Origin of the sequence: Bacillus alveayuensis (assembly GCA_030812955.1) — a bacterium.
GTDB lineage: Bacteria > Bacillota > Bacilli > Bacillales > Aeribacillaceae > Bacillus_CB > Bacillus_CB alveayuensis.
Genome location: JAUSTR010000030.1, coordinates 1 through 16815, shown reverse-complemented (window position 1 = coordinate 16815; position 16815 = coordinate 1). Strand labels below are relative to the sequence as shown.

At 37.5% G+C, this 16815-nt stretch carries 15 protein-coding genes and 1 pseudogene; 14 read left to right on the top strand and 2 right to left on the bottom strand.

Translation table 11 applies throughout. The annotated features are described in order from the left end of the window. Positions 1-148: 148 nt before the first annotated feature. Together J2S06_RS15185 and J2S06_RS15180 are read right to left on the bottom strand one after the other, a co-directional pair. A pseudogene (locus J2S06_RS15185) lies at positions 149-580 on the bottom strand (NAD(P)/FAD-dependent oxidoreductase); the annotation flags it as partial. Positions 581-705: 125 nt separating this feature from the next. Continuing rightward, the gene (locus J2S06_RS15180) at positions 706-2052 is read right to left on the bottom strand and encodes a phenylacetate--CoA ligase family protein (RefSeq protein ID WP_419152849.1); all 1347 of its coding nucleotides are present in this window, start codon (positions 2050-2052) and stop codon (positions 706-708) included. A 293-nt stretch (positions 2053-2345) separates the two neighbouring features. On the opposite strand from J2S06_RS15180, the gene J2S06_RS15175 reads away from it, so the two are divergent. The 14 genes from J2S06_RS15175 to J2S06_RS15110 all read left to right on the top strand — a co-directional run. Beyond that, positions 2346-2795 (top strand): PaaI family thioesterase, encoded by a 450-nt coding sequence (locus J2S06_RS15175; protein ID WP_044747455.1) that lies wholly within the window; start codon positions 2346-2348, stop codon positions 2793-2795. Positions 2796-3629: 834 nt separating this feature from the next. Then, positions 3630-4508, top strand: coding sequence for a branched-chain amino acid ABC transporter permease (locus J2S06_RS15170; RefSeq protein WP_044747456.1), 879 nt, complete (start codon positions 3630-3632; stop codon positions 4506-4508). Further along, positions 4508-5530: a branched-chain amino acid ABC transporter permease gene (locus J2S06_RS15165; protein WP_044747457.1), complete on the top strand. Its 1023-nt coding sequence runs from the start codon at positions 4508-4510 to the stop codon at positions 5528-5530. The genes J2S06_RS15170 and J2S06_RS15165 overlap by 1 nt, the downstream gene beginning before the upstream one ends. 3 nt (positions 5531-5533) lie before the next feature. Further along, positions 5534-6328 (top strand): ABC transporter ATP-binding protein, encoded by a 795-nt coding sequence (locus J2S06_RS15160; protein ID WP_044747458.1) that lies wholly within the window; start codon positions 5534-5536, stop codon positions 6326-6328. Then, positions 6325-7065: an ABC transporter ATP-binding protein gene (locus J2S06_RS15155; RefSeq protein ID WP_419152848.1), complete on the top strand. Its 741-nt coding sequence runs from the start codon at positions 6325-6327 to the stop codon at positions 7063-7065. Before J2S06_RS15160 ends, J2S06_RS15155 begins: the two co-directional genes overlap by 4 nt. 20 nt (positions 7066-7085) lie before the next feature. Continuing rightward, positions 7086-8279 (top strand): ABC transporter substrate-binding protein, encoded by a 1194-nt coding sequence (locus J2S06_RS15150; RefSeq protein ID WP_044747460.1) that lies wholly within the window; start codon positions 7086-7088, stop codon positions 8277-8279. A gap of 98 nt (positions 8280-8377) precedes the next feature. Next, positions 8378-8794, top strand: a complete 417-nt coding sequence (locus J2S06_RS15145) for a PaaI family thioesterase (protein WP_044747461.1) — start codon at positions 8378-8380, stop codon at positions 8792-8794. A 278-nt stretch (positions 8795-9072) separates the two neighbouring features. Further along, on the top strand, positions 9073-10362 hold the full coding sequence (locus J2S06_RS15140) for an MFS transporter (protein WP_419152847.1): 1290 nt from the start codon (positions 9073-9075) through the stop codon (positions 10360-10362). A gap of 837 nt (positions 10363-11199) precedes the next feature. Further along, positions 11200-12036: a DUF1835 domain-containing protein gene (locus tag J2S06_RS15135; RefSeq protein ID WP_419152846.1), complete on the top strand. Its 837-nt coding sequence runs from the start codon at positions 11200-11202 to the stop codon at positions 12034-12036. A gap of 14 nt (positions 12037-12050) precedes the next feature. Continuing rightward, positions 12051-12377 carry a YnfA family protein gene (locus J2S06_RS15130; protein ID WP_044895977.1) on the top strand — a complete coding sequence of 109 codons (327 nt, stop codon included), beginning with the start codon at positions 12051-12053 and terminating at the stop codon, positions 12375-12377. Positions 12378-13076: 699 nt separating this feature from the next. Then, complete coding sequence (locus J2S06_RS15125) at positions 13077-14177, top strand: sensor histidine kinase (protein WP_419152845.1); 1101 nt, start codon at positions 13077-13079, stop codon at positions 14175-14177. Further along, positions 14177-14812 (top strand): response regulator, encoded by a 636-nt coding sequence (locus J2S06_RS15120; protein ID WP_419152844.1) that lies wholly within the window; start codon positions 14177-14179, stop codon positions 14810-14812. The genes J2S06_RS15125 and J2S06_RS15120 overlap by 1 nt, the downstream gene beginning before the upstream one ends. A 272-nt stretch (positions 14813-15084) precedes the next feature. Further along, positions 15085-16017, top strand: coding sequence for an ABC transporter ATP-binding protein (locus J2S06_RS15115; RefSeq protein WP_419152843.1), 933 nt, complete (start codon positions 15085-15087; stop codon positions 16015-16017). A gap of 13 nt (positions 16018-16030) precedes the next feature. Continuing rightward, positions 16031-16815: ABC transporter permease (locus J2S06_RS15110; RefSeq protein ID WP_419152842.1), on the top strand; the 785-nt coding region annotated here is incomplete at its 3' end.

Genomic DNA, 16815 nt, shown 5'->3' with positions numbered 1-16815 from the left:
ACAAGCTGCATGATTTCTGTTTTTAAAAATACAATTAAGAAATTCTGTAGGTTTTTGTATTTTTAAAAAGAGCAATTATGAAATTGGCTCAATTAAGAAATTCTGTAGGTTTTTGTATTTTTAAAAAGAGCAATTATGAAATTGGCTCAAAATAGTGTAAATTATTGTTTTCATATTTTTCCGCTTCCTTCAACTCTAATTTTCGTGGTTGAAAAGCACCGTTTCCTGCAGTAATCAACACAGATTTTGAAAAATGAACCCCTTTATTTGTCTCAAGAATAAAAGAGCCCTCTTCTTGCTTTATGACTTTTTCAACTGTTTCATTTAAACATACAGTTGGGTGAAATTGTTCCATTTGCTTTGTTAAATTATCAACTAATTCTTGGGCGCGAATCTTCGCAAATCCTGCGACGTCATATATATATTTTTCAGGATATAATGCTGCCAGCTGACCTCCTAATTGTGGTAAACTTTCAATTAATTTCACGGACATTTGACGCAGCCCAGCATAAAAGGCTGCGAACATTCCAACTGGCCCGCCACCAATAATCGTGATGTCATACATATGATTTTGTTTCATAAACCCACTCCTGTTCGTCATGTAAAAACAAGTAATACACAAATGCTCCCACACGAAGGCAGCATATTCAATACACAAAGAAATTATTCGTATTGGGAGCATACGAGAAAAATCGCTTGTCGCCATTACACGCTGAGTGCATTATTCTTTCTCTTATCTACTATTCTGATCGCTTTTCCTTCTGATCTAGGAATACTTTTCGGACTATTGACAACAATATCCATGGATACTAAGCAAGTCGATTTCATTAAGTGAGAAATATTCTTTTTCAGCGCTCCAACCTTTTCATGATTTAAATCTTGGCTAATACTGCGGAAAAATTCATCACCTAATTCAACATGTAAAATAGCATTATCTAATGGTCCTTTTTTCACTAGATGAATTTGATAATGAGGTGCAAGTTCGCTAACTTGAAGCAATGCCCGCTCTACCTCAGATGGAAATACATTCACCCCACGTATAATTAACATATCATCTATGCGTCCTTTGACCCGGGACATTCTGACAGATGTTCTTCCGCAAATGCATTTTTCTCTAGTTATTGAGCCTATATCTCCAGTGCGATATCTTATAATTGGAAAAGCTTCTTTCGTCAAACTAGTAAAAACTAATTCCCCTTCTTCTCCATCCTGAACAGGCTCTAGCGTTTCTGGATTGATCACTTCGACTAGAAAATGGTCATCTGCAATGTGCAAACCATCTTGTGCTTCATGACATTCAATAGCAACCCCAGGCCCCATTACTTCACTTAACCCATATATATCTATTGCTTTAATATCAAATGTATTCTCTAAAGTTGCCCTCATCTCTTCAGACCAAGGTTCTGCACCAAAAATTCCATATTTTAAACTTGTTTTTCTAGGATCTATTCCTAATTCCATCATTTTTTCTGCTATGTTTAAAATGTAAGAAGGGGTTCCAGCGATACCTCTAGGTTTAAAATCTTCTATAATCATAATTTGTCTTTCTGTATTACCGCCAGATGCAGGTATCGTAGCAACCCCTAACTCTTCTGCACCAAAATGCAGACCAAGTCCTCCTGTAAACAAGCCATATCCATACGCATTATGGAAAATATCTCCTTTTTGTCCACCTGCTGCAACAATCGCTCGTGCTACTATTTCTGACCAATTTTTAATATCATTTTTCGTATAGGCGACAACAGTTGGTTTTCCACTTGTTCCAGATGAAGCATGAACGCGTACTACTTCGTCTTTAGAAACAGCTAATAAACCAAAAGGATAGTTATCTCTTAAATCCTTTTTCTTTGTAAAAGGAAGCTTTGTAATATCATTTAAACTTTTAATGTTGTCAGGCTTTAAACCTAGCTCATCAAATTTTTTTCGATAAAATTCCACATTGTGATACACTCTATTAACTGTTTGTTGAAGTCGTTCTAATTGAATTTTTTCTTTCAACTCCGGTGAAACCGCTTCCATTTCCTGATTGTAAATCAATATAACCCCTCCCATTTCCCCTATCTTTTTATAACATTTTATGAACGAATTTTTAATTTTTTGTTACAAAATTAATATATTATGCTGCGTGTGATATGTCAACAGTATATTCTGAAAATTATATATAATGGGAAAAATTGTGTTGATCGTTATCATATCAGTAACGAATACTCGAAACTTTCATTTACAACAGCAAAAAGTTATGATATTTTTAATATTAATAATTATTGCCAATTAAAAGAATCATTTCTCATATTTATTTCATATATAATACGATTATTTTTATTTTGTTACAAAGGAGAGGAAAAATGAATAATTTAGATGAAAAAAGTTTTCACCAAACATATTACGAAGAAATTGTAAAAAAATTAAAAGAAGATCCTTACGCCAGCTTTTTAGGTATTCAGCTTACGGAATTAAAGGAAGGATATGCACAAGCGGAGCTTACAATACAAGATCACATGTTAAATGTTCACGGTACAGCCCATGGTGCCGTTATTTTTGCCCTTGCTGATTATGTTTTTGCTGCCGCAAGCAACTCGTACGGAAAAACAGCAGTAGGCATCTCCACCACTACTAGCTTTATGAATCCTGGCATATCTGGCTCTACTTTAAAAGCAACTGCTGTAGAGCAAAAAAGAAATCGAAAATTAGCTTGGTATCAAATCCATGTGGAAAGCAATAAGAACCTTTTAGCAACGATGGAAGGAATTGTTTACCGCAAATCGAGTCTGTTCATTGACGCAGAGGAAGCATAAGAACATGAATTAGATTCCATATTGGAGAGATCCAATAAACAATCACCCATATCATTTTGTTATCTTTCGGGAGCAATATTCTTTTTAGAACATCGAATTAAATATTTTTTCAATTATATGTTAGAAGTAACGCCTCCTGCTCTAACTCCATTTGGCAGGGGGTAATTTTATTAATATGTTCCTTTCCCTAATTTCCTTTCCTTATACAAGAAATGCTCTTTTCCTCTACCAATATAAACTCTCCATCCCCTTTTTCATTATTGTTCTTCTTGCTGAAATGTCTTTTTTATTGTGCTGATTCTTTTTCGATTGCCTTTTCTATTTAATGCACACATTTATAACAAAATACGACTTATGTGATTATTATTGTTACATGAAATATACAAAAATTTATGTTATAAAACTTTTCTTTCTAATCACCGAAGTCTCTTAAATAGCAGAATAATTGGATAAAAAAGAAAAATATTCAGAATATTCCTGTTTACAAATGACATACTCTATGCTACATTCTTTTTAGTAATGTAAGGGTTTTCATATATTTCGTTAATAATGCGTATCATTTTTTTATGTAATAACACCTTTCTTAAAAAGCGTTTCCTACCTCTATATAAAAGCGTCTACTTTTCTTGCCATTTTGTTTCTTGTCTTTACTTTCATTACTACTAATGCCTAATTTTAAGGTTATAGAATTCACAATTCAATAATCGAAAATTCGAAATATTGTTGACTTTTAAAATAGTCGACATTATTATACTAATTAGACTTCTGTCGTGTAAAAAACGTTATATAACATTTTATTATGTTTTTTACGCAGCATTTAGGGAGGGACTTAAGATGGGAGATTTTTTACAGTTTACATTAACAGGGTTAACAATAGGGAGTATTTATGCCATTGTCGCTCTAGGCTTTGTTACGATTTACAGCGTGACAAAGGTTATCAATCTAGCTCAAGGTGAATTTGTTATGCTAGGCGGAATGGGCATGTATTCTCTTTTATCTGCCGGAATACCATACTGGCTCGCCTTTTTTGCCACGATTGCAATTGTGATGATCATTGGTTGGCTTATGGAATTCACACTTGTTAGAAGAGTAAAAACGGCAGATCCGATCAGTTTAATCATTTTGACAATTGGCGCCGCAATTTTTATTCGTGGGATTGCAAGTGTTATTTGGGGAAAGGACCAAGTACGGATTGCACCATTTACTGAAAATGATCCCATTACAATTGCTGGAGCCACAACTACACCTCAAGGGATTTGGGTCATTTTGATTATGCTTGTAGTCGTTTTTGCCCTTTATATCCTAATTGATAAAACGATTGTTGGTAAAGCGTTCCAGGCTTGTTCTGTTAATCCTTTAGCAGCACGATTAATGGGCGTTCGCCCTAAAAAAATGTCATCGTTTTCATTTACTTTAAGTTCAGCTCTTGGCGCCTTAGCTGGTCTTGCCATCGCGCCGATTATGTTTCCGTCATATGATGTTGGAATCATGCTTGGTGTGAAAGGGTTTTCAGCAGCCATATTAGGTGGACTAGGAAGTGCTCCTGGTGCTGTTATTGGAGGTCTGATGATTGGATTTTTGGAAGCTTTTGGAGCAGGATACATTAGTTCTGGACTGAAAGACGCAATAGCGTTTGCAGCTATTCTTCTCATCCTCTTAATACGTCCAAGCGGTATTTTAGGCGAAAAAAGCGTTGGTAAAGGAGGCTTATAATGAGGCTTGAAGGCGTTCAACAAACAAAATGGACAGGGGTACTCATTTTCGCAATACTCGTTTTTCTTTTCCCACTAGTCGTTACACAATCTTTTTATTTAACCCAAGCCACATTCGCCGGCATTTATGCTATTGTTGCGATCGGTCTTGGATTACTAATGGGTTATGCTGGACAAATTTCCCTCGGACAAGCGGCATTTTACGGCATCGGTGCTTATACGACTGCCGTTTTGACAACAACATTCGGATGGAGTCCTTGGTTGAGTTTATTATGTTCCATTCTTTTTCCAGCAATTGTTGCTTTTATTATGGGGTATACAATGGCTCGCCTTAGTGGTTATTACTTGGCAATGGCAACACTCGCTCTTGGCATTATCGTTCATACGTTATTGGTCGAATGGCGTGATGTCACAAAGGGAGCATCTGGATTATATGGAGTTCCTCAAATTCACTTATTCGGTGTTACTTTTACCCAAGGAATCTCTTATTATTACTTCGTTTGGACATTTACGATCATCGTTCTCATCATTTCGTTAAATATCGTTCATTCTAGAGTAGGAAGAGCACTTAGATCGATTCATGATAGTGAAATTGCATCAAGTTCAATGGGGGTAAACACCGGCAAATATAAAATGCAAATCTTCATTTTAAGTTCTATGTTTGCTGGACTTGCCGGATGGCTGTTTGCTCATATGAGTTATAGCATTTCACCTTCATCGTTCACGCTCAATACATCCATCATTTTCTTAACGATGATTGTTTTGGGAGGAAGCGGAAGTGTTTGGGGAGCTATTTTCGGAACTATTTTGATTAAAATTGTCGGCATCATCATTCATATTCTAAGTGAACAATTTCCTATTATTACAAGCGACTTTGAACATGTCATTTATGGATTGATTTTAATGCTCGTGATTATCTTCTTGCCACGCGGATTATTCCCTGCCGCTGTGGATTGGATTCAATCGCTGCAATTAAAAAAATGGGAGAAAAAAGTACAGCAAAAAGAGGTATATCCTGATTGAGAGGTGAGCAGTTTGCTAGAGGTCAAATCTGTTACGAAAAAATTCGGGGGTGTCATCGCAAATCAAGATGTGTCCTTTACGATCGAAGAAAATCAAATTGTTGGTTTAATTGGGCCAAATGGTGCTGGTAAAAGTACGTTGTTTAATATGATTTCATCAATTTTTCCACCAACTACAGGAGAAATATTTTTTTTAGGAACTAGAATCGACCAAATGCCTGCTTTCAAGGTGGCGCCATTAGGAATTTCTCGTACTTTTCAAAATTTGCAAGTATTTAAAAATATGACATTGATTGAAAATGTGATGGTTGGCCAACATATCCAAACAAAGACAAGTATACTTGGAGCTGCATTACTGCTTCCTAGTTCGAGAAAAGAAGAGAAAGTCATGTATGAAGAAGCGATGAAGTATTTACAGTTTGTCGGCCTTGATTCCCTTTATAACCATAAAGCAGGAAGCCTCGCCCTTGGTAAGCTTCGTCTGCTTGAATTAGCGAGAGCACTAGCAACTAAACCGAAATTATTATTGCTTGATGAAATCGCAGCTGGCCTCAATCATAAAGAAACGCAGGAAATGAGTGAATTAATTAAAAAAGTGAGAGATACTGGCGTTACCGTGTTTGTTGTAGAACATGACATGGATCTTGTCATGAGCATTTGCGACAAAATTATTGTGTTAGATCAAGGAATGAAAATCGCTGAAGGAACACCTAAAGAAATTCAAACAAACGAAGCCGTTATCACTGCCTATTTGGGCACTGACATAGATGAGGAGAAGGAGGAGGTGATTGGATCATGAGCGGGGAGCAAGTAATGCAAGTAGCAAATTTATCCGTCAGCTATGGACCCATTCAAGCATTAAGAAATGTATCTTTATCCATTAATAAAGGAGAAATTGTCGCACTATTAGGAGCAAATGGAGCTGGAAAAACAACATTATTGAAAGCGATTTCTGGCCTTTTAAAACCAACGAATGGAGAAATAATTTACAAAGGTGAAAATATTACCGGAATGGAAGCAGAGAAAATTGTAGAAAAACATCTCATTCATGTACCTGAACATAGACAAATCTTTTCCACATTAACAGTGCTAGACAATTTATATTTAGGTGCTTATCACCATCGAAAAAAATCTAAAAAAAAGGATATTGAAGAAAAAATAAAACGCGTTTTTGAGTTATTTCCTATCTTAAAAGAACGAAAAGATCAGCTTGGGGGAACGATGTCTGGTGGTCAACAACAAATGCTTGCCATTGCGCGAGGGGTAATGGCTGATCCTGACCTGTTGCTGCTAGATGAGCCTTCACTTGGTCTAGCTCCACTTATTGCAAGAGATGTACTCGAGCTCGTCCGCGATTTACGCAATAAATTTGGCACAACTGTACTATTAATCGAACAAAATGTTGTTGCTTCTTTAAAAGTCGCGGATCGCGGCTACGTTATTTCTCACGGAGAAATTGTGAAAAGTGGAAGCTCTCAAGAACTTTTAAATGATCCTGAAGTAAAAGAGGCCTATTTAGGTCATGCAGTAAGCTAAAAATAAGAGGGGGAAAGGGAATGAAAAAATTATCTTTTAAACTATTTTTTGCAATGATGATGGTATTCATTTTATCAGCATGTTCTGGAAATGGTGAGAAAACAAGCGGGGAAAATAGTTCTGAAAAACCGGAAGAATATAAGATTGGAGTCATTTATTCAAAAACTGGTCCAAACAGTCCACTAGGAGAACCAGAATGGAACACGACAAAGTTAATTGAAGAAAAAATTAACGCAGATGGCGGGATTAACGGAGTACCTTTAAAAATTGTGATGGCTGACGATGAGTCCAGTCAAGAAAAAGCAACACAAGAAATGAATCGTTTAATTAATGACGAAAACGTTCTTGTCGTCTTAGGTTCTTCTGGCAGCGGCGAAAGTCTTGCCATGAAAGGGATTGCCATGCAACAGCAAGTTCCTATGATTTCCGCAGCAGCTAGCACCCACATTGTAGAACCAGCAGAAGAGTCAAAATGGGTGTTTAAAACTCCACATTCAGATGTTCATGCCGTTGAAAGAATTTATATGTATTTAAATGAACAAGGAATTAGCAAAATTGGTACAATCGTCGACTCAAACGCTTTCGGTTCAAGCGGATTGGAGCAGTTAGAAAAATTAGCAGAAAAGTATAATATTGAAATCGTCGCAAAAGAAATTTATAACACACAAGACCCTGATATGAGTGCACAAGTTACGAGAATTAATAGTTCAAAAGCAGAAGCAATTGTTGTTTGGGGTACAAATCCTGGTCCTGCTGTCATTGCGAAAAACGTACGCGATTTAGGGATTGATCTCCCAATTATCGGAAGCCACGGAATTGCAAACCAAAACTTTATTAAATTAGCTGGAGAAGCAGCAGAAGGAGTCGTCATTCCAACTGGAAAATTACTGTTCCCAGATCAAATTCCACAAGACGATGTTCAGTATGAAGTCATTTCTTCTTTTTATAAAGATTACACAGAAAAGTTTGGCAGTGAGCCAACAAACTTTGGTTCCTATGGATATGACAATTTAATGTTAGTGATCGAAGCATTGAAAAATGGTGCAACAGATCGAGAATCCATTCGTGATTATTTAGAAAACAACATTAAAGATTGGGTTGGTGCAACTGGTGTATATAACTTTTCCGAAAAGGATCATAATGGTCTAAAAGCAGACAGTCTAGTTATGGCCGTAGTAAAAGACGGTAAATGGACACTACTTGAAAGTAAATAATCGTTTAACATCAAATAAATATCACCCCTACTCAGGTTATGGAAGCCTGGGAGGGGGTTCATTTATCTTTCAGACTATTGCTATCTAGGAGGGGAATCATGAAAACTGTCAATCTTCTTGAAGTCATTAATGGAATAAGTGAACCGCCAGCATGTGATCAGACGCTTGGTGTCAAAGTTATCGAAGCAAAAGACGGATATTCTAAAGGCGTTTGGACCATTAAGGAACATCTTTTAAATGGCAATGGAGTGATTATGGGAGGTTTTATAGGAGCAGCAGCTGACATTATGATGGCTTATGCCATCTCTTCCTTATTAACAGAAAATCAAACATTTGCCTCTATTAATTTACAAACAACTTTTCATCGACCTACATTTCCTGGAGAAGTCATGATTGAGGCAAAGGTTGAAAAATTTGGTCGTACGATCAGTTATTTAACAGCGTCGCTAAAACAAAACGAGAAAGAGATTGCAAGCGTAACCTCCTCTATCATGATTATGGAAAAGAAGGGATAACAGGCGTGTTGATTAACCAATAATAACCAGTTGAGATGGCTCTATTTCTAGCTTTTCTGCCGGAGTCGGCAAGCGAATCGCTTGCCGACTAGGCATGCGTATATAATGTGAAATTTTATATTGGGGATTTTATCATCGACTTTCACAATCGTTAAGAAGGAATTTTCATAAGCTACGTGGAATAAGGTGTACGAAGTACATGATACAACTAGAAACTATAAACGTTGACATCCGGTCTTTGAATAATAAAATGCAAGCCAAGCGGGGATGGTGATTTTTTGAAAAAGCTGCACAGAGGCTGGTGGATTCTCTTTTTTATCGTTTTGAGCGTTCTTGCATGCTTGGGGTTCGGAAGGTTCGCACTGGGAGCGATCCTTCCATTTATGAAAGATGGTCTACGCCTCAGTTATGGGGAAACGGGCTTGGTCGCTTCCTCCGTATTTTTGGGGTATTTAATCAGTGTGACAACGGTCGGTCATTTTGTTTTAAGATACCGGCCGAAGAAGGTCATCGTAGCATCCTTGTTTGCCATTGCTTTCGGAATGGTGGTCAATGCGAATGCTGCGAGCTTTTGGACGGCGTATTTCGGTTCTTTTCTGATAGGGATTGGTTCTGGTGGGGCTTACATTCCGTCACTGGGCCTGTTGGGACAATGGTTTTCGCGGGAGAGGAAAGGAATGGCGCTTGGCATTGCAATGGCTGGGGCAGGGATCGGCATCGTATTCAGCGGCCTTGCGGTTCCCGCTCTTGTCGGGATTGATCCCGTTAGCGGCTGGCGTTATAGCTGGTATATTCTCGCCGCTGGTGTAGTCTTGATTTCCCTCGCCAACTGGATGACAATCCGCAACGATCCAAGTGAACTTGGCCTTAAGCCGATAGGGGAAACCGATGACAAATCCAAACCCACTACAAAAAAAATCGGTATCGGCAGTGCGCGGAACCAAGTTTATAAAAACAAATTCATTTGGTTGATCGGATTGAACTATTTAGCTTGGGGATTCAGCTACATTATCTTCTCCACCTTTTTGGTCGATTATTTAATGACAGATGTTGGCTTTGATAAACAACTGGCCGGCACCTATTTTTCCATTGCTGGCATTGTCAGCATCATCAGCGGATTTTTATGGGGAAGTATATCAGACCGCTTCGGACGGATGATGACTCTCGCTGTCGTCTTTGGCATTCAATGTTTCATGCTACTAACCATTTCGTTCACCTCTTTCCCATCCTTGCTGTTAGCATCTATCATTTTATATAGCTTGACGTTATGGGGTGTGCCAACGATCATGAATGCAAGCGTCAGTGATTTCGTCGACACTTTGTTTGTTCCAATCGCGATGGGCTTCATTACATTGTTTTTCAGCATCGGTCAATTCATCTCACCTATGGTTACTGGATTTCTCATTGACATGTCCGGCAGCTATTTCCCAGCACTTTTATTGTCTGCCACCGTTTCCATGCTTGGGGGCTTTGGATGTGGAAGGCTGTATAAACTGACAAACCGTGGCCAGAACCTTCCTAATAATGAAGGAAAAGCAACATATCAAACAGTTAAACAACAAGATTAATCGAATTGATTATATTATTGTAGATTTTCGATTGAGTGTTTGTTTTCACTACCTCGTTTCATAGAAAAGAGTGAAATTAAAGCAGATGACTAAAACTAGAATCGATTATAGATTCGAGCTTCCATCTGCTTTAATTTAACGTTGTTCAGAAAAAATAGACCCTGTATTCCAGACCCCATCAATTCTTATTCCTACGCCACTTATATTTTCCATTCGCAATAAAGTCGTGCACGAATCACTGATTATTCTGATTTTTGTCGAATTTTTCTAACAGAACTTTATTCTATTTAAGATAAATAATATATAGATCTAGGTGCCAGAAATACCTAGAAGTACGCATTATCAATCGCTTCAACATGTTGAGTTTAATCGTAATCGAGAAAACAAGGAACTAACAGACAAAATCATCGAAATTCATGCAGTAAGCTAGCAACGCTATGGTGCCTCCAAAATTCATATCACTTTAGGGTAGTGTGTATTGGTTTGCAAAATGGAAACGATTAAAAAAGAAAATACTGCCATAACTCCTGTTTATATCGTCCAGCGATTAAAAAATATAAAGAAATGGAATACGCTGTTTATCATCATTTCGCCTTTCATGTACGTTGTCGATCTAGTCAGATGATATCCGTCGGTACCTGCAACAGGATTATACATAGGGGGATTTATTTATGTTTTTGCCATACTTAAGTATAAACTATTTTCACATTCAGCTTTCATACGACAATTTTTCTGATATGAAGTACCTCTTAAAGTCGAAAAAGCTGAACAAATCGTGTTTACGTAAAGACTTTGAAAGATTAGGATAAAGTATAAGATAGCGGAAGGAAGATATAAATGATACATATTCTGCTTGGCGCTTCACCTTCGGGGAGTTTAAAAATGGTCTTAAGGGATTTAGATTTAGATGTGGAGAAAAAAGAGCGCGTCATTTCTTTTTGGGAAACATTCTCGGTAGGTCCGATCTGGAGACTGCATGAAGACATTGGAAAAGAAGCGAGATTTAATTGGATAAAAAATAATTTGACGGATGCATACAATGAGTTTCATGAGTATGAACAAAACTTTCAAAAAACAGTCAATGAAATAACAGCGATTCCAGAAGGATCACCTATTATGATATGGATTTCTGACAACGCTCATGAACAGACCGGATTGCGATTTGTTTTATATCTATTGAAGAATAAAAATAATGACATCTTCCTCATCAACACGACAAAGGTATATGGCGAGCTTTTTAAGAAACGAAAAGAAAAATATACTGTTTTGGATACAGGTGAAATTCCTCCTGAAAAGCTCCGATTCATATATGAACAAAGTAAAAATGAACCGCCTCTTTCCCAACATGAAAGAGAGAATTTTGAAAAGGAATGGCTCGCTCTTGCAAATACTCACGAAGTATTACGAATTTGGCAAAACGGAACGATACACAGCGTTTCGGAAGATTATTATGATCTTTTCATAATAAACAGAGCGAAAAAGCTGCATAACGAAATGAAGACGAAGGATTTTATGAAATCAGTTAGACTAATCGGTGAAGTACTGGGGCATCTAGACCAATATGTAGGAGATGAATTCTTGGAATATCGGCTAAGAAAGCTGATTGAAAAGAGAGCTTTTGAAATGGAAGGCAGTCTGGAAGCTATGGCCTTCTATAGTGTTAAATTGCGATAGGAAAGTGGTGAAATATGATTTACGCCATTATTTTATTTATTCTTGCTGGTTTAGCTGAAATTGGCGGAGGGTACTTAGTCTGGCTATGGATACGTGAAGGAAAACACTACTTGTACGGAGTTATTGGTAGTATGATCTTGGTTCTATATGGGCTGATCCCTACTTTGCAAAACTTTCCTACATTCGGTAGAGTATATGCCGCTTATGGCGGCGTGTTTATTATTCTTTCTGTTTTGTGGGGATGGTGGGTCGATAAAAAAACTCCTGATATTTACGATTGGATCGGAGCAGGCATTTGTTTAATTGGAGTTTCAATCATGCTTTGGGGGCCAAGACATTAGACTGTCGTTCCATTCTTATAGGGATTTTTAATAGAATAGCTACAATTAAATAATGTGCGAGTGAGTAAGCTTTCTGGCGTTCTTAGGAAGCTCCTGCTGTTAAAAAGGGCAGTGAAGTAGGCCAGTTTTTTCATTACGAACTCAAGGTTCTGGGGCTGTCACGACCTATTCTCCACTTCTACTATAAAAAAATAGTAGCACAGACCATGGCCGTGGTCTGTGCTACTAATCTTAGTATGTTTTTGTTTTCCTGGATTTTATTATTATATCTACGATGTGTAATTTCGTAGATTATGAGGATATTTTTATATACCATGAGAAGTATGTAATACTAGTAAGAAAAAAGTTTTAGTTATAAAATTACTTATAAAATTAGTTATAAAAACTGCTGGAATATAGATTTTATGCGGTTTTTCCATTAACTAATTAGATATAGGAATAGTTATTGTTAGTTTTAGGATTTAGTTAAAGACATCGGTTCAATTTAAACCGGTGTCTTTAATTATAGAGGTTTTTATTTGGAAATGTGAATTCTAAAATCACAGGGTAATTATTTTCGAGAGAATAAGGGAGGAATTTCAGTATTTTAATTAATTGGTAACATGATTTGAGAATAGTCCGACTTTTCTTTTGAAAAGCCATTGACATTCTTTTATTGTTTCAGTAGGTTGATAGTAGATTACAAAGGGTGGGATGTCAGTGAAGGCTTTTTTATTCAGAGTGTTCGTTTTTGCTGTTTTATGGACGTACTTTTTATTTTCAGCTTTCTTGGATCATTCAGCACATCTCACCTTATTGGTATTTTTAAGTGCTTGTACCATTGGCTGCTATTTTTTTCTGCCTGTTGTCAAAAATCCTCTTCTGTTGTACATCATCGTGGATCTCTTCATTTGGTCAGCGGGATGGCTTCAGTCTGTTGCAAGCAATCATGCCTCTCTTTTATTAATTTTATACCTTTATGTCGAAGCAATTTTTCAGCTGAAAAAACAGTCCTTTCGTCTGTTTGCCGTTATTCATGTTTTTGTTTCGTTTTTGATCGCCTTATTCCTTCCTAATCCTTTTGAATGGCTGACGGCGTTTGCTATATTTACGTTCATTTCTGTTGTTTTAAATGAATATATCTTTGAAAGGAAGGAACAAAGGGAGCTGTATGAACAATTATTGGGAGAATATAGAAGATTAAAGCGTATCAGCTATGAAAACGAGCGGTCGGCCAGATTGGAAGAACGAACGAGAATTGCCCGTGATATTCATGATTCTGTCGGGCATAAATTAACGGCATTGCTGATGCAGCTTGAGATGCTCTCGATCAAAGAGAAAAGGAAGGATTATATAGAATTAAAATCTTTAGTTCGCGAAAGTTTAGAGGAAACGAGACATGCAGTTAGGGCGCTAAAAATGGATGAAAGTGAAGGGATTTCGTCTGTGCTCCAGCTCATTCGCAAGCTGGAATCAGAAAGTCATATTATGGTGCATTTTACGACGAAGCAAGGGGTTTTGTCGGCCCGTCTTACTAATCGGCAAAATGTCGTTTTGTACCGAGTCATCCAAGAGGCGCTAACGAATGCAATGCGGCATGCACAATCAAGGGAAGTGTATATCATATTAGGAAAAAATGCGATCGGTGACTTGGAATTTACGATAAAAAACCGGATATCGGATGCCAAACCGTTTCAAAAAGGCTTCGGTTTAACGAATATGAAAGAGCGTGTGAAAGAAGCTGGAGGAAGCTTGAACATATTTCAAACAAATGATGAGTTTGTTGTTCATGGGACTTTGCCAATAAAGGAGTATGAATGATGACCATCCGTATTTTACTTGTTGAAGATCAAGCCATTGTCCGCCAAGGCTTGAAAATGATGATCGAACAGGACGAGCAATTAAAAGTAGTCGCGGAAGCTGAGCATGGGTTAAAAGCAATCGAAATAATGGAAAAGACAATTGTAGACCTGATATTAATGGATATTCGCATGCCAGTTATGAACGGAGTGGAAGCGACTAAAAAAATAAAAGAGCGGTGGCCTGATGCGAAAATTCTTATTTTAACAACGTTTAATGATGAGGAATATGCCGTACAGACGTTGAAGGATGGGGCAAGCGGTTTTTTGCTGAAGACATCTGAACCGGCAAAGCTGATTGATGCGATACATAGCTGCATGAAAGGCGGAATTTCCATTCATGAAGATGTAGCGGCAAAAATGGTACCGAAGCTGCTGGAAAAGCCAAAAAAAGAGATGGTGAACGTGCCTTTAACACCGCGTGAGCTGGCGATTGTGAAGCTTGTCGGCGAAGGAAAAACGAACAAAGAAATTGCGTCTGACCTTCATTTGTCCATCGGAACTGTCAAAAACCACATGACGCAAATTTTAAATAAACTTGGGCTGCGGGACAGAACACAGCTCGCTATTTATGCCATCAAACATGATATTTGCTAGCTGTTTGATTAGGATCGGCTATTTAGGCCGGTCTTTTTTAGTATTGAAATAATACCGTGAAATTTTAAAGCTCTATGTTAATGAAGCGTTCATAATTGAAAAATGTTTGCTTCGACTCGGAATGTTTGCTGATTTTCAGCGTTATTCCTAGAGACTTTGTAAATGTATGACCTAAGTCATAGTTTTTTAGTGAAAAGAGTGACTGCAGATAGTATGTGAGAAAGTGCGGACGCTGTAATATACAAATAGAACGTTGAGAAGGAGGATAAAAAATGCTGGAAGCTGTTGAAATAACGAAAAGGTTTAAACAAACGCATGCTGTAAACGGTGTGAATTTATTTTTAGAAAAAGGAGAAATTATCGGGCTTTTGGGGCCAAACGGCGCCGGCAAATCGACCACCATTTCAATTATTTCTACTCTGATTCCGCCGACAAGCGGTGACGTTCGTTTGCATAACGAAAGTGTCATCAAAAGGCCGGAAAAGCTTAGAAAAATTTTAGGGGTTGTACCGCAAGAAATTGCATTATATCCCGATTTATCAGCGCGGGAAAATTTGCTGTTTTTCGGCAAAATTTATCGGCTGTCAGGTTCGCAATTAAAACAGAAGGTAGAGGAAGTTTTGGAAATGATCGGTTTAACGGATCGCCAGCATGATCTTGTCAAAAATTTTTCAGGCGGAATGAAGAGAAGATTGAACATCGGTGCTGCCTTGCTGCACGAACCTGAATTGATCATTATGGATGAACCGACAGTCGGCATTGATCCGCAATCAAGAAATTATATTTTGGAAACGGTCAAAAGGTTAAATAAGGAGAAAAAAATGACCGTATTGTACACGAGCCATTATATGGAGGAAGTCGAATTTTTATGCAATCGCATTTACATTATGGATAAAGGGAATATTTTGGCGGCCGGTACGAAAGAGGAGATAAAAAATATTTTATCGGCAGAAAACACAATCCAAATTACTGTCGAGCGCGTGAACGATTCATTTATTCATGCGCTGCGTGATCATCCGGTTGTCAATCGCGTGACTGTGCAAGATCGGGTAATGACCGTATTAACGCCAAAGGAAGCGAATGCTTTTTCCATATTGTTCAAAATTGCTGAGGAAACAAACACAATGTTGACATCTATCGAGATTAAAACACCTACTTTGGAAGATGTGTTTCTTCATTTAACTGGGAGAGCATTACGAAATTAAAAGGGTGATGATTATGATTGGACAATTTATTAAGAAACAATTTTTAATAATGATCCGCAATAAGCAGGAATTGCTTCTTCTATTAGTAATGCCGTTCACTCTTATATCTATTTTAGGTTTTGCGCTTACAAGTGTAATGGACAGCAAAAAAATGGATATTCAAGCGAAAGTAGCGATTGTTGAACATGGTAATGAACAAGAGGACTTCAAAAAATTTGCCAATGACGTAAAAAACGTGCAAATGCCGGATGGGGAAAAGGAATTTCTATTAAAACAAGTGGAAAAAATGATGCCTATTTCCATTTTAAAACAAGAAATTTTAGGCTCAAAAGAGCTGGAGCCGTATATACAAATGGCAGAGTTTCAGCCTTCTGAATTGGAGGAAATCCGTGAAAATGACAAATATACAGTCATTGTTGAAGTGCCGGAGCATTTTTCATACACGTTGTTAAACCATTTAATATTTGGCGAGAAAACGAAGCCGAAGCTTAGTATATATGTCAACGAAGGCAAAGAAATTACAGCCCAATTTGTTCAAGAGCTCATCACTGAATTTCAAGAGCAATATTCTTTGATTTCTAAACTGGATCAGGCTGGCTTAAACGAGTCACTTGAACTGCCTGTCGCAAAAGTAAAAGGAGAAATGGAAACCGTGACAAAACGGGAGCCAATTAATTCTTTTACTTATTATACAGTCGGCATGAGCGTTATGTTTGTGTTGTATCTGGCCTCGTATATTTCGTCTCATGCTTTGCAAGAAAAACAGTCGAACGCATTCCATCGTTTGTTGCTTGCCAA